Raw genomic sequence first — 16,787 nt, forward strand, 5'->3', positions numbered from 1 at the left:
GCCGTTATTGCGTGGCGTTTTTACCTTAATCACGAAAAGTTTTTCAAAATTGATATGTGTCAATTGTTGATTGACGCAGAACAGGTAAGAACCCTGTGGGCGCAAGCTCTGACGAAATGCAGGCCTAACGCTTATTTCCGTGACGGATAACCTATGGCAGACATTGCCCACCTCGAAGAACCCTCCGAGCCGGTCGCCGGCGCGCCGGCAAAACAGTCGGCCCAATCGGCCATTTCTATGGGGAGGGTCCTGATCGACCGCCTGACTCCCGATACGAGCATTCTCCTGTCTTTTGGTTTCGTTCTGTTCATGACCGCCCTTGGTGTGAGTATTTTCCTCGAGGAAAATCTGGTGAGGCTCGGCTGGAGCCTGCTTCTGTCAAGCAGCGATATTCAGGCACCGACCGGTCTGGCGCTGACGCTGCTGATCGGCACGCTTGCCACCAACCGGCTGCGGCGTCCGCGACGCTGCCGCAAGCCGCCGGCGAGCGACGACATGAACCGCGCCGTCGAAATTCTCGCCACCCAGCCGAATGCGAGTGCCGGCCTCGTGCGCCTTGGCGACAAGAAGCTGCTTTTTTCCGATTGCGGCAATGCTTTCATCATGTACGCCCAGCAGGGCCGTTCCTGGGTGGCGCTGTTCGATCCCGTCGGTCCTGGCAGCGCCTGGTCGGGCCTTGCGCTCAAATTCATGGAGCAGGCCCGCAAATCGGGCTGTCGCCCCGTTTTCTATCAGGTCTCTCCGGATTTCCTGCCGCTCACCGTCGAATCCGGGTTGAAGCCCTATAAGCTCGGCGAACAGGCGGTGGTCGACCTGACGAAATTCGACCTCAAGGGCGGTACCCGGATCAGGCTTCGGCGCGCGGTCAACCGCGCGGTTCGCGATGGTCTCGAGTTTTCGATGATCGAAGCGGATGGCGTGCCCGCCGTTCTCGATGAACTCCGGTCCGTCTCCCGTGCGTGGCTGACGGCCCAGAATGCCACGGAAAAGGGTTTTTCGCTCGGTACCTTCCAGCCTCACTACGTGGCGGCCGGCCCGGTCGGCGTCATCCGCATCGAGGGCAGGATTGTTGCATTCGCCAACGTCCTTTCGACCGGCTCGGCCGGTGACGCCTGCATCGACCTGATGCGCCATTTGCCGGATGCTCATCAGGGCATGATGGTCTTGCTGTTCGTGCGGATCATGGAGCATTTGAAGGCTAGCGGCTTTCGCACCCTCAACCTCGGCATGGCGCCGCTTGCCGGGCTCTCGACCCACAACAAGGCACCGCTCTGGAACCACGTGGGCGAGCGCATCTACCGGAATGGCGAGCGTTTCTACAATTTCCGTGGCGTGCGGTTGTTCAAGGATAAATTCGATCCGGAATGGCAGCCGCGTTATCTCGTCGTCTCTGGCCGTGGCATGCCGGTCATTTCGATGTTCGACATCACCATGTTGATCGGCGGCGGGCTGAAGGGCATCCTTCGCAGATGAAGGTTCTGCCGATCATTTTTGCAGGCATCACGTTCGTCGCCGCCATCGTCAATATCGTCTCCGACCCGGCCCTGAAGGCCAAGAGCCTGCCGATCGATCGGATTTCCTTTCCCGAAGGCAAGGCGACCGGAGTAGTCATGTTGCTTTCGGGCGGCGAGGGGTGGTCGGACCGCGAGGAGCAGACGTCCGAGGCGCTGGTCAGGGACGGCGCCCTGGTGGTCGGCGTGGATATCCGCGACTATTACGCGGCGCTTGAGGAAGAGCGGGACGACTGCCTCTATCTGGTTTCCGATATCGAAGACGTGACGCGCCAGCTGCACCGCTCGGCCGATATCGCCACCTATCACCCACCGGTCGTGGCAGGTATCGGCGACGGCGGTACGCTGGCGCTCGCGATTGCCGCGCAAACGCCGGATTCGACGATCGCCGAGACGCTTGCCATCGACCCGCAGACCACCATCCCGCTATCGACCATCCTCTGCACCCCGGCGCCGAAGACGCCCGTCCCCGGCGGCACGGTCTACGGCCTGACGGAAGGCGATCTTCCCAACCCTGTCCGGATCGTCTTCAGTCCTGCGGCCGACGCGGCGGACCGCATCCGCGCGGAAGATCTGAAAAACACCCATCCCGCGATCGAGTACCGTGAAACGGCTGAGGGCGCGGATGTGGCCCTGCTGGAGAACACATCGGCCATCGTCCGGCGACTCGCCCATTCTGCTTCGCCGCTCAATCTGCCGATCGTGCCGATCCATGCGACGCCAAGGCACAACACCATGGCGATCATCTATTCCGGCGACGGCGGCTGGCGCGATATCGACCAGCAGCTCGGCACCTATCTGAAGGAAGAGGGCATCCCGGTCGTCGGCGTCGATGCATTGCGCTATTTCTGGAGCGAGCGAACCCCGGAACAGACCGCCGCCGACCTTTCCCATATTATCAGTTCCTACCGCAAACGCTGGAACGTCGATAATGTGCTGCTGATCGGATATTCTTTCGGTGCTAACGTCGTGCCGGCCACCTATCGGCTTCTGCCGGAGGCCGACAAGCAGGCGATCTCGCTCATCTCGCTTCTGGCGCTGTCTCATCAGGCGGATTTCGAGATTGATGTGAGCGGCTGGCTCGGTTTTACCGGGCTCGGCAAATACGGCGATCCGGTCGACGACCTGCGCGAGGTAGAACCGTCCAAGATCCAGTGCATCTACGGGCTGGAGGAAGATGACAGCGCCTGCCCGGCAGTCCGGGACATCCGCGGCGCCCAGGTGCTTGCCCGCGAAGGCGGCCACCACTTCGACGGCGACTACCGCGCCCTCAACCGCCTGATCGTCGACAGGGCCGTTGCGCTGATGGCGACCAACTAACCATCGACAGCGGGCGGACGTTCAAGAAACGGTGAAACCTCTGGTCATCGGCGCAGGTTCCTACATCTTCCGGCACATGATCCGGAATAGAGGAGAGCCGTCATGCCCCGCCTTTCGATCACGCGCATTCTAGCCGGCACCATGATCGCCGCATTGCTCGCCGGCACCGCCGCCGCCCATCACGGCTGGTCCTGGGCGCAAGCCGACCAGATAGACCTCAAGGGTACGATCCAGTCGATTTCGTTCGCGCCGCCGCATCCGATGCTCGAGGTGAGAGCCGAAGACGGCGTCTGGCGCGTCGAGCTCGGCAATCCCAACCAGACCCAGCGCTCCGGGTTCGTCGAAGGACAGGCTAAGGTCGGCGACCCGATCACCGCCACCGGCAACCGCTCCGAAGACCGCAGCGAAAGACGGCTGAAGGCGGTCCGGATCGTGGTCTCCGGCAAGACCTTCGATATCTATCCGGAACGCATCAAGACCAACTGAGGCGAGCATGGAATTTCTCGCTCCGCTTGCCGAAACGCCGCTGGCGCGGGCGATGATCACGTCTCCGACGCTCTATCTTCTGGTCAACGCTGCGCATATTCTCGGCATAGGCATGCTGTTCGGCGCCATCCTGGCGCTGGATCTTCGGCTGCTGGGCCTTGCCCCGGTCGTCCCGCTTGCCGTGATCGCGCCCTATCTGTCACGTCTTGCCGGCGCCGGGGTCCTGATCGCCATCGCCACCGGCCTCTGCCTCTTCTCGGTGAAGCCGCTGGAATATGCCCGCAACCCGGCCTTCCTCGCGAAGCTCGGCTTTGTAGCCCTGGGTCTTCTGAACGTTGCCATTGTTCATTTCAATTCCGGATGGCGGGCGGTGCTCGCCGGCAAAGCGCCCACGGCAGCACTTCGGTTTTCCGCCGTCCTTTCGATCGTGGTCTGGATAGCGGCAGTGATCGCCGGCAGATGGATCGGGTTCTTGTAGGCGTCTTGATAAATTCAAACACTTGAAGCACGCTGCATCGCAATTGCAACGCATGGAGTGACGACATGAAAACAGCAACCATTCCTTCCCTGCGCGTCGATCCCGAACTGCGTGCCGCAGCCGAGAGCGTGCTGAAAGAGGGCGAGACGCTGTCTGCTTTCGTCGAGAATTCTTTGCGGGCGCAGATCAACTATCGGCGGACGCAGGCGGAGTTTATCGCAAGGGGGCTTGCTTCGTTGGCCGAGGCGGAACGAACGAGCGTCTATTATTCCGCTGAAGAGGTTCTTGGCGAGCTGAAGAGCATGCTGGATGCCAAACGGGCAGAAAAACGCTCTAGATGACATATGCGATCAGGCTGACAGAGAGGGCGCGTGGAGATCTGAAACGCCTCTATGCATTTCTGCTTGACTGCGATGAAGAGGCGGCTGCACGCGCGCTCGACGTCATCACTCAATCAATGGAATTACTGAAGGAGTTTCCGTTCAACTGTCGCAAAGCGCCCGGAGAAAACGCATTTCTCAGAGAATTGCTCGTTTCCTTCGGCTCCTCCGGTTATATCGTTCTGTTTAGAATCGACAATGACAAGATCGTTACGATTGCCGCCGTCCGCCACCAGCGTGAAGACGACTACCACTGATCACCGGTCACTCACCATCGCCCGCGGATTGACCCAGGGTTCCTGGTTGCTGCGCGGTAGCGGCGTCTTGCCGAGAATATGGTCGGCCGCCTTTTCGCCGGTCATGATCGAGGGGCCGTTGAGGTTGCCGTAGGTCACGTGCGGGAAGATCGACGAGTCCGCTACTCGCAGACCGTCGATGCCGATCACCCGGCATTCCGGATCGACCACGGCCATCGGATCGTCGGCACGGCCCATGCGGCAGGTGCCGCAGGGGTGATAGGCGCTCTCCAGGTGTTCGCGCAGGAAAGCATCGATCTGATCGTCGGTCTCGACCTGTTCGCCCGGCTGGATTTCCGGGCCGCGGTACTCATCGAACGCCTTCTGGGAAAAGATTTCGCGGGTCAGCCGCACGCAGTGGCGGAACTTCTCCCAGTCTTCCGCATGGCTCATGTAGTTGAAGCGGATCACGGGATCGGCCTTCGGATCGGCCGACCGCAGCGTCACGCTGCCGCGCGATTTCGACAGGTTGTAGCCGACATGCACCTGGAAACCATGGCTTTTCGCCGCCGCCGTTCCATCGTAGGAAATCGCCACGGGAAGGAAATGATACTGGATATCCGGCTGCTTCAGCCCCGCGCTCGAGCGCAGGAAAGCGCAGGCCTCGAACTGGTTGGAGGCGCCGAGCCCACCCTTCGAGAGCAGCCATTGCGCGCCGACCACGCCCTGCCAGAACCAGGGCAGCCAAGAATAGAGCGATACCGGCTTGGTCGAGACCTGCTGGAAATAGAATTCCATATGGTCCTGCAGGTTTTCGCCGACGCCCGGCCGGTCGGCCTTCACTTCGATGCCCATCTCCTTCAGGTGATCCGCCGGGCCGATACCGGACAGCATCAGCAGTTTCGGCGAGTTGAAGGAGGAGGCCGAGACGATCACTTCGCGGTTGGCCTTGATCGTCTCGGTGACGCCCCGCCTTTCGATTTCGACGCCGACGGCCCGGCCGTTCTCGATGACGATTTTCTGCGCCAGCCCGTAGATCAATTCGACATTCTTGCGCTTCAGCGCCGGCCGCAGATAGGCATTGGCGGTGGACCAGCGGCGGCCGTTATGGATGGTCTGCTCCATCAACCCGAAGCCTTCCTGCTTCGAGCCGTTATAATCTTGCGTCATCTCGAAACCGGCCTGGCTGCCCGCCTGGATAAAGGCGTGGAAGAGCGGATTGTTCACCGGCCCGCGCTTTACATGCAACGGCCCGTCCGTGCCGCGCCAGCCTTCCTCGCCGCCATGGGAATGTTCCATGCGCTTGAAGTAAGGCAGCACGTCCGCATAGGCCCAGCCGGTCGCGCCGAGCTCCTCCCAGCGGTTATAGTCTTCCGCATGGCCTCGGACATAGACGAGCCCGTTGATCGACGACGACCCGCCGATCACCTTTCCGCGCGGCGCGGTGATGCGGCGGTTGTTGAGGTTCGGCTCCGGTTCGGAAAGATAACCCCAGTTGTAGCGCTTCATGCTCATCGGCCATGCGAGCGCCCCCGGCATCTGGATGAACGGCCCGAAATCCGATCCGCCCGCCTCGATGACGATCACGGAATGCCTGCCGTCCTCCGAGAGGCGATAGGCCATGGCCGAGCCCGCCGATCCGGAGCCGATGATGACGTAATCTGCCTGAAGCATGGTCTGATCCTGTTAGGCTTTGTTTACTTTAATTTCGGTGGTCGCCGCCCAACGCGGGAAAGATTCAGAAATACCGCTTAGGCTGCCAATAAAGGTTGTGGTGACTCAAGGATACGCGCTTGGCGAAGGGTTTTGGCCTTAGGCTTTCTGAACGGTTGGGGAAAGAAATAGCGACCCGCGAAACCCTTGAACGCTTGCGTGACCGGCAAGGAAGGGAAAACAGAAAGGTTCATGCGGAAGACAGCCTCGGTTGGAGCTATTTTAAACGCAAAACTAGGGGAACGGTTTGGGCGTGTATGCCTTTCACGGCAATGCTGCTCATTCAAAAGCCGGATCGCACGACATTCGATTTTCTGTTTGTTTTGTTCGTTTGGCTGATCTGCCTGTTTCTTCTCAGAAATTCCCTCTACGATTTTTTTGTAAAGATACGCGGCGACGGGCGCCGATAAACGGGAAGAGCTTGCCGAAGATTGTCGCCCCGTCATCGGTTTAGTTTCCCGCCTATGCATTATCTTCATGAAAACCCCTCAATACGGCGCCTCGACCTTGCCCATGCCCACATAGACCGTCTTCAGCTCGGAATAATGCTCCAGCGCGGCGAGCGAATTTTCCCGCCCGAAGCCGGATTGTTTGGAACCGCCGAAGGGAATTTCCACCGGGCAGAGATTGTAGGTGTTGATCCATAGCGTGCCCGCTTCGAGCTGATCGACGACGCGATGCCCCCGCGTCAGATCGGACGTGAACACCCCGCCCGAAAGGCCGAATTCCGTGCCGTTGGCCCGCGCGATCACCTCGGCCTCGTCGTCGAAATCGAGCACGCACATGACAGGCCCGAATATCTCCTCACGCGCGATAGTCATCTCGTCGGTGACGTCGGCGAAGACGGTCGGCTGCACGTAATAACCTTCGCCGGTGACGTGGTTGGGAATGCCGCCGCCGGTGACGAGCGTGGCACCTTCGGCCTTGCCCTTATCGATATAGCTCATCACCTTCTGCCGCTGGTCGAAGGAAACCATCGGGCCGAGCTGAGTCGCTTCGTCCATGGGGTCGCCGATCACCATGTTTTCGGTGCGCGCCTTGAGGCGCGACAGGAACGTCTCCTTGATGCTCCGCTGCACGAACACCCGGGTGCCGTTGGAGCAGACCTGGCCGGTCGAATAGAAATTGCCGAGCATCGCCCCGCCGACCGCCGAGTCGATGTCGGCGTCGTCGAAGACGATCAGCGGCGATTTGCCCCCGAGTTCCATCGTCACATGCTTGAGGCTGCCGGCCGCTGCCGCCGCCACCTTGCGGCCGGTCGGCACCGAGCCGGTCAGCGACACCTTGGCGACATCGGCGTGGTTGACCAGCAGCGGCCCGGTCGTCCGGTCGCCCTGGATGACGTTGTAGAGCCCCTTCGGCAGCCCCGCTTCGATCAGGATCTCGGCGATCTTCAGCGCCCCGAGCGGCGTGTTTTCCGACGGCTTGAACACCATCGCATTGCCGCAGATCAGTGCCGGTGCGCCCTTCCAGCAGGCGATCTGCTGCGGATAGTTCCAGGCGCCGATGCCGACGCAGACGCCTAGAGGCACCCGTTTCGTATAGGCAAAGTCCTGCCCCAGCGGGATGTAGCTGCCGTTGAGTCCTGCCGCTGCGATACCCCCGAAAAATTCGAAGGCATCGGCGCCCGAAGTCGGGTCGGCGACGATGGTTTCCTGGATCGGCTTGCCGGTATCGAGCGTCTCCAGCTCGGAAAGTTCGCGGTTGCGCTCTCGCATGATGTCGGCGGCGCGTTTGAGGATGCGGCCGCGCGCCGTTGGGCTCATCGCAGCCCATGCCGGCTGGGCGCGTTTGGCGGCGGCGATCGCCCTCTCGACGATCGCGGGCGTTGCCGCATGCAGCCGGGCGATCACCTCGCCGGTCGCCGGATAGAGGCTTTCGATGACGGTGCCGTCGGTATCCTCGACATATTCGCCGTCGATGAAATGGCTGGCGATCGGCTGGGCTTTCATCTCATTCTCCGCGCGGATAGCGTTTGGATTCCTCGAGATTGTCGAGGTTCATGTGGTTGCGCATGTAGCGCTCGGATGCTTTCTGCAAGGGCTGGTGGTCCCAGGGATAATAAGCGCCGTTGCGCAGCGCCTCGTAGACCACCCAGCGCCGCGCCTGGCTTTCACGCACCGCAGCGTCGAAGGCACCCATGTCCCACCGCTCCTCGCGCTGGCGCCGGAAGAGAGCGACCACCTCGGCAAAATCGGGATCGTCGGCGAGGTTGTCGAGTTCCTTCGGATCGCTTTCCAGATCGAACAACTGGTCCGGATCGAGCATGCAGTGGACATATTTCCACTTGCCCTCGCGAATGGCGACGAGCGGCGCATAGGAGCCTTCCGCGGCATATTCCATCAGCACCGGGCTCGTGCGGGCAGTACCCTCCATCATAGGCTTCAGGCTTTCGCCGTCCGTCCAGGGCTCGATCTCGTCCATGGAAATGCCAGCGAGGTCGCAGAGCGTCGGCGTCACGTCGAGGTTGGAAACAGGCGCCAGATGCAGACCGGCGGGCACACCAGGACCTGCGATCATCAGCGGCACACGCGCCGACCCTTCGAAGAAGTTCATCTTGAACCAAAGCCCGCGCTCGCCGAGCATGTCGCCGTGGTCGGAGCAGAACAGGATGATCGTGTCGTCGAGCATCCGTGTCCGCGTCAGCGTGTCGACCAGCTCGCCGACCTTCTCGTCGATATAGGAAATATTGGCGAAATAGGCTCTTCGCGAGCGGCGGACATTGTCTTCCGTCACGTCGAAATTCTTGTAGTCGCAGGAAAAGATGATCCGCTTCGAATGCGGGTCCTGGTCTTCCAGCGGGATCGGTCCGACCTCCGGCAACAGGTGCTGGCAATCCTCGTAAAGATCCCAGAACTTCTTCCGCGCCACATAGGGGTCATGCGGATGGGTGAAGGAGACGGTCAGCGCCCAGGGGCGCCGTTCCGCATCGTCCCGCTCGCGGGCGAGGTGATAGAGCTTCTGGTTGGCGAGAAAGGCGACCTCGTCGTCATATTCCATCTGGTTGGTGATCTCGGCCACGCCAGCGCCGGTCACCGAACCGAGATTGTGGTACCACCAGTCGATCCGTTCTCCCGGCTTGCGGTAATCCGGCGTCCAGCCGAAATCGGCCGGATAGATATCGGTCGTCAGCCGGTCCTCGAACCCGTGTAATTGATCCGGCCCGACGAAATGCATCTTTCCCGAAAGCGCCGTGTAATAACCCGCGCGGCGCAGGTGATGCGCAAAGGTCGGGATAGACGAGACATATTCCGCGGCATTGTCGTAGACCCGCGTCCGGCTCGGCAATTGCCCGGCCATGAATGAGGCGCGTGCCGGCGCACAGAGCGGCGAGGATGTGTAATTGTTGACAAACCGCGCGCTGCGCGCTGCGAGCGCCTTGAGGTTCGGCGCATGCAGCCACTCCGCCGGTCCGTCCGGAAACAGCGTCCCGTTCAACTGGTCGACCATGACGATGAGGATGTTGGGCTTGGTCATGGCAGGTGTCTTCCTCGCAGGCGGCATGGTCTCCAGAGTGAGTTATTTTTGATCGTCTTGGCAATCAAGAAGCGATTGCGAACCTTCCTGTCCCAAAAGCGCGCCATTGACCCCGATCAAGCTCGCTCCACATCCTATCCGTTAGGTTCGGGTGAGGTTTTGGCACAAAGGGGGTTGGCTATGACGTTCGGTCTGGATGCGCCGTCGGTTTTGACGGTCCGTGACAAGTGGGGCTGGTTTCTTGCCCTCGGCATTCTGCTGCTGATCTTCGGTTTTATCGCGCTCGCAAATCTCTTCGTGGCGACCGTCGCCTCGGTCTTCTACATCGGCATGATGATGCTGGTCGGCGGGGTCGCTTATCTCGTCCATGCCTTCCAGGTGAAGGGCTGGGATCATATCCTGTTCTGGGCGGCAAGCGGCATCCTCTATACGATCGCCGGCCTGCTCGCCTTCTGGAATCCGGCGCTGACAGCCGTCATCGTCACCTTTTTCATGGCAGTGGCGCTGATCGTCGCGGGCGTTTTCCGCACCTGGATCGGGTTCAGGATGCGGCCGATGCGGGGTTCCGGCTGGGTTATTTTCGGGGGAGTCATCACGGCTCTTGCAGGCCTCGTCATTGCGCTCGGCTGGCCGGTGAACAGCCTCTGGATCCTCGGCCTGTTCCTCGCAATCGACCTCACGATGCAAGGCTGGGCCCTGATCGCGGTTGCACTTGCGGCCAAGCCCTGAGGCACGCAAAGGTTGCCGCTAAGTCTCTAAAATCTTGTATAAAAATGCCTTTTATCGTCATAAAAATTTCATCCAACGGTCACGTTCGGGAAAGGTATTTTTGACCAATTGCTGGGAACCTGACATTCGTGTTGAGGCGTGTTTTAGGCCATTGCGCAGTGGAGTAGTGAGTAATGTCGTCTGCGGCCATCTTGGAACCGGGCGTTTTCCGCCGGTATGCGAGCGATCAGCTTGTCACCCTAGCAAAATTGGTACTGGAAAATGCCTTCCAGCCGATCGTCGAGGTCGGCACCGGTTCCGTCTTCGGGTATGAATCGCTGCTGCGCGGCCAGGAACGGATCGGTTTCTCTTCGCCGCTCGAACTGCTCGATCAGGCCCAGGAGACCGGCCAGCTTCTGGCGCTCGAACAGATGATGGCAGCCCGGGCCCTGGCGAAATTCGCCAGCCTGCCTGATTTTTCGTCCCAGACGCTGTTCCTCAATCTCGACGTCCGGCTGATCCGCCACGGCCACCATTTCCTCGAAAAGGTCGTGCAGCACCTGCGCAAGGCGAATATCGCACCGTCTTCCGTCTGCTTCGAATTCTCCGAGCGCTTCGACAACACCACCGTGCCGGAATTCGCCGATCTGGTCACCCAGATGCGGAAGGAGGGCTTCAAGCTGGCGATCGACGATTTCGGCGTCGGCCACGGCGAAATGAAACTGCTCTGCGACTATCCGGTCGATTACCTGAAGATCGACCGCCATTTCATCGCCGGCATCGATAAGAACCCGCGCAAGCGCCACCTCGTCAAGAACATCGTCGGCATCGCCCACGTGCTCGGCATCCGCGTCATTGCCGAGGGCATCGAGACGGAAGCGGAATTCCTCGTCTGCCGCGAATACGGCGTCGATCTCGTCCAGGGCTGGTTCATTGCCCGGCCGACGACATTCGTGTCCGAGCTGCAGCCATCCTTCCCTTACCTTGCCGATATCGGCCGTACCCGGCGCTCCAGCCAGTCGCTCGATGAAATACTCATCCGCAAGCAGATCGAACACCTGCCGGCCGTTTACGAGAATCAGAGCATCGACAGCGTTTTCGACCTGTTCCGCCGCAATCCGCGGCAGGCCTTCTTCCCGGTGCTGAATGCCAATGGCGAGCCGCGCGGCGTCATCAACGAATACCATCTCAAGGAATATATCTATCAGCCCTTCGGCCGCGATCTCCTGAAGAACAAGGTCTACGAGCGCTCGATCTCGCATTTCGTCGACCGCGCCCCGATCGTCGGGCTGGATGCGGAAGCCGAAGAACTGATGACCCTGTTTGCCAATATGGAAAACAGCGCCTGCGTCATCCTCACCGAAAACATGCGGTATGCGGGCGTCGTCTCGGCCGCCTCGCTGATCAAGGTCATCAACGAAAAGCAGTTGAAGGTCGCTCAGGACCAGAACCCGCTGACGGGCCTGCCGGGCAACCGCGCCATCCGAGACTTCATGCAGGAAACCGGCCGCGACGACGACGAAGCCCGCTTCTTCTGCTATTGCGACTTCGACAACTTCAAGCCGTTCAACGACCATTACGGCTTCCAGATGGGCGACCATGCAATCTCGCTGTTCGCCGCCCTGGTAAAGCGTTATTTCTTCTCCGACGGCGATTTCCTCGGCCATGTCGGCGGCGACGATTTCTTCATCGGCGTACGTGACTGGACCCGCGAGGAGCTCAACGAAATCCTTGGGCGGCTGCTCTCCGATTTCCATGACGATGTCGTCGAACTCTATTCCCCCGAAGAACGCGCTGCCGGCAAGATCCGCGGTCACGACCGCTCCGGCGCCGAGCGCGATTTCCCGCTGCTGCGCTGCTCGATCGGCGTGCTGGAATTGCCCCAGGGCCTTTTGCTCGACGATGTCGGCCGCATCGGTTCGGAGATCGCCGCGGTCAAGGCGGAAGCCAAGGAAAGCGAGGGCGGTCTGGTTTTCGCGAGTTTCGGCGAGACAAAATGACCTAGGCGGCGGAACGCCGCCTTCCTATCGCAAGGCGACTATCCTAAGTCAGGAGCCTACCACCGATCCCGTCGGTGGCCGCGCTGAGAGGAGTCTTGTCCATGCCGCTTCCCACCGAAATGCGTTTCGTCGATCTGCCGTCCTTCGGAGAGCCGGAGGTGATGACCATTGCCAGGGGGCCGCTGCCGGCGGTGCGGCCGGGTGAAATCCTGGTCAAGGTGGAGGCGGCCGGCATCAACCGCCCGGACGTGCAGCAACGCAAGGGCGCCTATCCGCCGCCGAAGGACGCAAGCCCCATCCTCGGCCTGGAAATATCAGGCGAAGTCGTCGCACTCGGCGAGGGCGTCAGCGAATTCAAGCCCGGCGACAAGGTCTGCGCGCTCGCGAACGGCGGCGGTTATGCGGACTATTGCACCGTGCCGGCAAGCCAGGCTCTGCCCTGGCCAAAGGGTTATGATGCGGTCAGGGCCGCGGCTATTCCGGAAACCTTCTTCACCGTCTGGGCCAATCTCTTCCAGATGGCGGGCCTCACGGAAGGCGAAAGCGTGCTGATCCACGGCGGCACCAGCGGCATCGGTACGACTGCCATCCAGCTTGCCAAGGCGTTCGGCGCGACGATCTACGCGACGGCCGGATCGAGGGAAAAATGCGATGCCTGCGAAAAGCTCGGTGCCGTCAGAGGCATCGACTACAGGACCGAGGATTTTGCCGAGGTCATCAAGGCGGAAACCGGCGGCCGTGGCGTCGATGTCGTGCTCGACATGATCGGCGCCGCCTATCTCGAAAAGAACCTTTCGGTTCTCGCCAAGGACGGCTGCCTGTCGATCATCGCTTTCCTCGGCGGCAACATCGCCGAAAAGGTCAATTTGTCGCCGATCATGGCCAAGCGTCTGACGGTCACCGGCTCCACCATGCGCCCGCGCACGCCAGACGAAAAACGCGCCATCCGCGACGATCTTCTGGCCCAGGTCTGGCCGCTCCTGGAAGACGGAACGGTCGCCCCGGTCATCCACTCCGTCCTGCCGTTCGCAGACGTCGTCGAGGCCCACAAGCTGATGGAGACCAGCAGCCATATCGGCAAGATAGTCGTGACCCTTTGACAAATTTGTCAAATTATATCAGCTTTGGTATAAGTGATGAAGCCGGTCGTTTTTCTCGGTGATGCCCTGGTGCAGCTGCGGGACTTTCCGGAAGGAGCCCGTAAGGAAGCGGGAGTCCAGTTGCATAAAATTCAACTTGGCCTTGAGCCGAGCGACTGGAAGCCTATGACGACGATTGGAGCGGGCGTGCGGGAAATCCGCATTCGCGACGAAGCGGGCGCTTTTCGCATCATCTACGTGACCAAAATAGAGGATGCCGTCTACGTCCTGCATGCGTTTCAAAAGAAGACGCAGCAGACGGCAAAGCGGGATCTTGATATCGCCATCGCGCGTCTGCGGCAGATTTGATTGGATTGGACCTATGGAACGTCAGAGCTTTTCAAATGTCTGGGACGCGCTGGAAAACACCCCGGCGGAAGCGGCCAATATGTCTATGCGCTCGGCCCTGCTGATTGCGATCGAGCAGAAGGTCCGGAACTGGAATGTGACCCAGAAGGATGCTGCGGCTCGCCTCGGCATCACCCAGCCACGCCTGAACGACTTGCTGCGGGGCAGGATTGCAAATTTCAGTCTGGACGCACTCGTTGAATTGGCTGGGAGAGTTGGGCTTTCCGTCCGGCTGGATATCGCGGACGCAGCCTGATCTCCGACCCACCCACGCTGACGGAATCAGCAAGATCGTGGTGACGTTGAGCTGAAGGGGAGAATCTGCCTCGATCGAAGCTGGCGAATTCTAGCGGCGGAAGGTCGCCTTCGCAACTCAATTAAATACGCAATCGTTTATATAACGTGGCTTGCAGAACAGGGCTTTGGCCCTTACCTTTTAGTCATCGTCAACGTAGTGAAAGGAAGGTGATCCAATGTCTAGTGAGATTTCGGTCTGCGTAACGGGCAATGGAAAGGTGGCGGTTTTGACGGGGCAACCCTCGGCCTGAACATCATCTTCCTTCGGGGAGCTCATGAAGCGCCCCGGGTTCGTTCAACCGGACCAAACTCATGGAAGGGTCGCCTTGAGCGGCCCTTTTCCTTTTATGGCCCTTTCATTCGGCGGCTTTTCATTCAGCGCCGGCGGCTCTTCATTTTTCATTATTCTCATTTGAGAAAGACCCATGCGCCGTTCGCATAGGTGGCCTGCTAAGTGGGCGCTTTCAGTGCAGGTTTGATGAGCTTATATAAGCGTCATCGAAGCAAACGAGAGCGCCAAGGACTGGCAGCTGGGCTTCGAAAATCCCAGGAAAGGGGAACCATCATGAACGTCGCACGCACTCTCAACAATTGGCGCAAATACCGTCAGACGGTTGCCGAACTGGGCCGTATGACACCGCGCGAACTCAACGATCTCGGCATCGCCCAGGGCGACATCCGCCGGGTAGCGCGTCAGGCCGTCGGCTTCTGATCGCCATCTGACATTCAGTTATGTCGAACGCCCGCACACGCGGGCGTTTTGCATTTTACGCATAGCTGCCATCTCAAATCCCGATCCGTCCGAGCGCCGGAACCTTGATGCCGGGATTGGCGATATCGAGGCCCGCGACCAGGCCCAGGAAGTGTACCTCGAATCCGCTGCGCAAACCGGCCGACAGGCCGATAAGGCCGCGCAGGGTCACATGCACATCGCGCCAGTCCTCGTCCAGATGAATGAATTCGCCGTCCGGCAGGTAGTCGCGCCCGACTGCGTGCGGCGGCAGCACGGCGTCGAGTTCCGGCACGCTGCGCAGCACATGGGCGACGAAGGTATTGGAGTTCGGCCCTGGCCAGATCGTATAGCCGCCCGCCTCGGCATAAGGGTAGGCGGCGATCGAGTCTTCGACCTTCGGGATCAGCAGTTCCGCCTTCGAACCGGTGACCGAAGTAACGATTTGCGGCGTGTTGGAATACCAGTAGGCGTCAGGCGCATAGCCGTTGCGGCGGATCGGCGAACCCCACCCCACCTTGTCGAAGCGCGTATAGGTTTTCGCGCCTTTTTCCTTGAAGACGATCCAGGCGTGGCTTGCGACCGCACCTTTCAGGCCTCCCGTCATCGCCGAGAACACGTAGATCGCCGCTTCGTTGCTTGTCTCGGGCTTTGGCAGAATGCCGGCCGACGACCAGCGCGCATCGCTCCAGCGCGATGGTCGGTCCTTGATCGCCCATAATCCTGCCGACGCGAAGGTCGGAACCAGGTAGACGATGAAGATGACCAGAAACAGCCGCTTAACCGATTTCATACGGTCCCCCATGAAAATCCCGCCGGACTCGTTTAAGAGCCTGTGATATCCGCCACACGATAGGCACCATTGAAACCGGCAATTTCAGGACAGACCATGCAAAACCCCGTTACCGTCGAAGTTACTAGAGGCAACCTGGTCGAAAGCCGGCACCGCGGGCTCGGTGCCGTGGTGGATGGCGACGGCAAGGTGCTGTTCTCGTTCGGCGAGGCGGACGCGCATGTTTTCCCCCGTTCCGCCAGTAAGGCCATGCAGGCTTTGCCGCTCGTCGAGAGCGGTGCAGCGGACGTTTATGGCTTCGGCAACAAGGAACTCGCCTTTGCCTGCGCCTCCCATTCCGGCGAGGACGCCCACGTGGCGATGGCCGCCTCGATGCTGGGCAAGGCCGGCCGCGACGACAGCGCGCTCGAATGCGGCGCCCATTGGGCCTCCGAACAGGCGGTGCTGATTCATCAGGCCCGCACCATCGAGGCGCCGACGGCACTTCACAACAATTGCTCCGGCAAACATTCCGGCTTCGTCTGCACCTGCGTGCACACGGGCATGGAGGTCACGGGCTATGCCGGTTACGACCATCCGCTGCAGGCCGAAATCCGTGGCACGATGGAGACGCTCACCGGCGCCATCATCGGTCACCAGAATTGCGGCACCGACGGCTGCTCGATCCCCACTTACGCGGTGCCGCTGAAGGGCCTCGCCCACGGCTTCGCAAAAATGGCGACCGGCAACACCTTGTCCGCCGAGCGCGCCAAGGCCTCGCGCCGGTTGATGGATGCCTGCATGGCCGAGCCCTTTTACGTCGCTGGCACCAACCGCGCCTGCACCAGGCTGATGGAACTCGCGCCCGGCAGGATCTTTGCCAAGACCGGCGCCGAAGGCGTCTTTGTCGCCGCCCTTCCGGACCAGGGCATCGCCATGGCGGTGAAATGCGAGGACGGCACCACCCGCGCCGCCGAAGCGATGATCTTCGCCCTGATTGCCCGCTATTTCGAAAAGGGCGGCGAGGTGCACACCAAGCTGATGGCGATGGCCAACAAGCCGATGAAGAACTGGAACGACATCCATGTGGGTGACGTGAGGGTGACCGACGCGCTGTTTGCGTGAGATCGGCTAGACTGTTTTCGGCGGAAGGCAATTGGAGTGGCCAGCTTCCCCACGCTCCGTCATCCTC

General features: G+C 60.5%; 18 protein-coding genes. 13 read left to right on the forward strand and 5 right to left on the reverse strand.

Translation table 11 applies throughout. From position 1 onward, the window contains the following. Window positions 1-153 precede the first annotated feature (153 nt). From J2857_RS15520 to J2857_RS15545, 6 genes are all read left to right on the forward strand, one after another. Window positions 154-1,473: a phosphatidylglycerol lysyltransferase domain-containing protein gene (locus J2857_RS15520; RefSeq protein ID WP_210011003.1), complete on the forward strand. Its 1,320-nt coding sequence runs from the start codon at window positions 154-156 to the stop codon at window positions 1,471-1,473. After that, entirely contained in the window at window positions 1,470-2,831 is a 1,362-nt protein-coding gene (locus J2857_RS15525) for a virulence factor family protein (RefSeq protein ID WP_210011004.1), read from the forward strand. Before J2857_RS15520 ends, J2857_RS15525 begins: the two co-directional genes overlap by 4 nt. Before the next feature lie 102 nt (window positions 2,832-2,933). After that, window positions 2,934-3,317, forward strand: a complete 384-nt coding sequence (locus tag J2857_RS15530) for a DUF6152 family protein (protein WP_210011005.1) — start codon at window positions 2,934-2,936, stop codon at window positions 3,315-3,317. 7 nt (window positions 3,318-3,324) lie between these two features. After that, entirely contained in the window at window positions 3,325-3,795 is a 471-nt protein-coding gene (locus J2857_RS15535; protein WP_210011006.1) for a DUF6644 family protein, read from the forward strand. 65 nt (window positions 3,796-3,860) lie between these two features. Next, window positions 3,861-4,136: a YlcI/YnfO family protein gene (locus J2857_RS15540; protein ID WP_210011007.1), complete on the forward strand. Its 276-nt coding sequence runs from the start codon at window positions 3,861-3,863 to the stop codon at window positions 4,134-4,136. Beyond that, entirely contained in the window at window positions 4,133-4,432 is a 300-nt protein-coding gene (locus J2857_RS15545; protein ID WP_210011008.1) for a type II toxin-antitoxin system RelE/ParE family toxin, read from the forward strand. The genes J2857_RS15540 and J2857_RS15545 overlap by 4 nt, the downstream gene beginning before the upstream one ends. Here J2857_RS15545 and betA read toward each other — a convergent pair whose 3' ends face one another. From betA to betC, 4 genes are all read right to left on the reverse strand, one after another. After that, the gene (gene betA, locus J2857_RS15550; protein ID WP_210011009.1) at window positions 4,433-6,085 is read right to left on the reverse strand and encodes a choline dehydrogenase; all 1,653 of its coding nucleotides are present in this window, start codon (window positions 6,083-6,085) and stop codon (window positions 4,433-4,435) included. A 77-nt stretch (window positions 6,086-6,162) separates the two neighbouring features. Continuing rightward, the gene (locus J2857_RS15555) at window positions 6,163-6,603 is read right to left on the reverse strand and encodes a hypothetical protein (protein WP_210011010.1); all 441 of its coding nucleotides are present in this window, start codon (window positions 6,601-6,603) and stop codon (window positions 6,163-6,165) included. Between the two features lie 9 nt (window positions 6,604-6,612). Next, complete coding sequence (betB, locus tag J2857_RS15560) at window positions 6,613-8,076, reverse strand: betaine-aldehyde dehydrogenase (protein ID WP_210011011.1); 1,464 nt, start codon at window positions 8,074-8,076, stop codon at window positions 6,613-6,615. A 1-nt stretch (window position 8,077) separates the two neighbouring features. Beyond that, window positions 8,078-9,601, reverse strand: coding sequence for a choline-sulfatase (betC, locus tag J2857_RS15565; RefSeq protein WP_210011012.1), 1,524 nt, complete (start codon window positions 9,599-9,601; stop codon window positions 8,078-8,080). Window positions 9,602-9,781: 180 nt separating this feature from the next. On the opposite strand from betC, the gene J2857_RS15570 reads away from it, so the two are divergent. From J2857_RS15570 to J2857_RS15595, 6 genes are all read left to right on the forward strand, one after another. After that, complete coding sequence (locus J2857_RS15570) at window positions 9,782-10,330, forward strand: HdeD family acid-resistance protein (RefSeq protein ID WP_210011013.1); 549 nt, start codon at window positions 9,782-9,784, stop codon at window positions 10,328-10,330. Between the two features lie 173 nt (window positions 10,331-10,503). Continuing rightward, complete coding sequence (locus J2857_RS15575) at window positions 10,504-12,309, forward strand: bifunctional diguanylate cyclase/phosphodiesterase (RefSeq protein ID WP_210011014.1); 1,806 nt, start codon at window positions 10,504-10,506, stop codon at window positions 12,307-12,309. Window positions 12,310-12,410: 101 nt separating this feature from the next. Continuing rightward, window positions 12,411-13,409: an NAD(P)H-quinone oxidoreductase gene (locus tag J2857_RS15580; protein ID WP_210011015.1), complete on the forward strand. Its 999-nt coding sequence runs from the start codon at window positions 12,411-12,413 to the stop codon at window positions 13,407-13,409. 36 nt (window positions 13,410-13,445) lie between these two features. Further along, on the forward strand, window positions 13,446-13,757 hold the full coding sequence (locus J2857_RS15585; protein WP_210011016.1) for a type II toxin-antitoxin system RelE/ParE family toxin: 312 nt from the start codon (window positions 13,446-13,448) through the stop codon (window positions 13,755-13,757). 13 nt (window positions 13,758-13,770) lie between these two features. Further along, on the forward strand, window positions 13,771-14,052 hold the full coding sequence (locus tag J2857_RS15590) for a helix-turn-helix domain-containing protein (protein ID WP_046641589.1): 282 nt from the start codon (window positions 13,771-13,773) through the stop codon (window positions 14,050-14,052). A gap of 606 nt (window positions 14,053-14,658) precedes the next feature. Further along, window positions 14,659-14,805: a DUF1127 domain-containing protein gene (locus J2857_RS15595; RefSeq protein ID WP_007751079.1), complete on the forward strand. Its 147-nt coding sequence runs from the start codon at window positions 14,659-14,661 to the stop codon at window positions 14,803-14,805. A 73-nt stretch (window positions 14,806-14,878) separates the two neighbouring features. Here J2857_RS15595 and J2857_RS15600 read toward each other — a convergent pair whose 3' ends face one another. Further along, a complete protein-coding gene (locus J2857_RS15600) occupies window positions 14,879-15,616 on the reverse strand; it encodes a DUF3750 domain-containing protein (RefSeq protein ID WP_210011017.1) in 738 nt (245 codons plus the stop codon). A 96-nt stretch (window positions 15,617-15,712) separates the two neighbouring features. Here J2857_RS15600 and J2857_RS15605 point away from each other — a divergent pair, with 96 nt between their 5' ends. Next, window positions 15,713-16,720 carry an asparaginase gene (locus tag J2857_RS15605; protein ID WP_210011018.1) on the forward strand — a complete coding sequence of 336 codons (1,008 nt, stop codon included), beginning with the start codon at window positions 15,713-15,715 and terminating at the stop codon, window positions 16,718-16,720. The last annotated feature ends 67 nt before the right edge of the window (window positions 16,721-16,787 follow it).

This window comes from Neorhizobium galegae (assembly GCF_017877055.1).
GTDB classification, from domain to species: domain Bacteria; phylum Pseudomonadota; class Alphaproteobacteria; order Rhizobiales; family Rhizobiaceae; genus Neorhizobium; species Neorhizobium galegae_D.

Excerpts from the sequence above, each read along its gene's own strand:
- J2857_RS15520 (WP_210011003.1), top strand. The coding sequence starts at position 154 with ATGGCAGACATTGCCCACCTCGAAGAACCCTCCGAGCCGGTCGCCGGC.
- J2857_RS15525 (WP_210011004.1), top strand. The coding sequence starts at position 1,470 with ATGAAGGTTCTGCCGATCATTTTTGCAGGCATCACGTTCGTCGCCGCC.
- J2857_RS15530 (WP_210011005.1), top strand. The coding sequence starts at position 2,934 with ATGCCCCGCCTTTCGATCACGCGCATTCTAGCCGGCACCATGATCGCC.
- J2857_RS15535 (WP_210011006.1), top strand. The coding sequence starts at position 3,325 with ATGGAATTTCTCGCTCCGCTTGCCGAAACGCCGCTGGCGCGGGCGATG.
- J2857_RS15540 (WP_210011007.1), top strand. The coding sequence starts at position 3,861 with ATGAAAACAGCAACCATTCCTTCCCTGCGCGTCGATCCCGAACTGCGT.
- J2857_RS15545 (WP_210011008.1), top strand. The coding sequence starts at position 4,133 with ATGACATATGCGATCAGGCTGACAGAGAGGGCGCGTGGAGATCTGAAA.
- betA (WP_210011009.1), bottom strand. The coding sequence starts at position 6,085 with ATGCTTCAGGCAGATTACGTCATCATCGGCTCCGGATCGGCGGGCTCG.
- J2857_RS15555 (WP_210011010.1), bottom strand. The coding sequence starts at position 6,603 with ATGAAGATAATGCATAGGCGGGAAACTAAACCGATGACGGGGCGACAA.
- betB (WP_210011011.1), bottom strand. The coding sequence starts at position 8,076 with ATGAAAGCCCAGCCGATCGCCAGCCATTTCATCGACGGCGAATATGTC.
- betC (WP_210011012.1), bottom strand. The coding sequence starts at position 9,601 with ATGACCAAGCCCAACATCCTCATCGTCATGGTCGACCAGTTGAACGGG.
- J2857_RS15570 (WP_210011013.1), top strand. The coding sequence starts at position 9,782 with ATGACGTTCGGTCTGGATGCGCCGTCGGTTTTGACGGTCCGTGACAAG.
- J2857_RS15575 (WP_210011014.1), top strand. The coding sequence starts at position 10,504 with ATGTCGTCTGCGGCCATCTTGGAACCGGGCGTTTTCCGCCGGTATGCG.
- J2857_RS15580 (WP_210011015.1), top strand. The coding sequence starts at position 12,411 with ATGCCGCTTCCCACCGAAATGCGTTTCGTCGATCTGCCGTCCTTCGGA.
- J2857_RS15585 (WP_210011016.1), top strand. The coding sequence starts at position 13,446 with ATGAAGCCGGTCGTTTTTCTCGGTGATGCCCTGGTGCAGCTGCGGGAC.
- J2857_RS15590 (WP_046641589.1), top strand. The coding sequence starts at position 13,771 with ATGGAACGTCAGAGCTTTTCAAATGTCTGGGACGCGCTGGAAAACACC.
- J2857_RS15595 (WP_007751079.1), top strand. The coding sequence starts at position 14,659 with ATGAACGTCGCACGCACTCTCAACAATTGGCGCAAATACCGTCAGACG.
- J2857_RS15600 (WP_210011017.1), bottom strand. The coding sequence starts at position 15,616 with ATGAAATCGGTTAAGCGGCTGTTTCTGGTCATCTTCATCGTCTACCTG.
- J2857_RS15605 (WP_210011018.1), top strand. The coding sequence starts at position 15,713 with ATGCAAAACCCCGTTACCGTCGAAGTTACTAGAGGCAACCTGGTCGAA.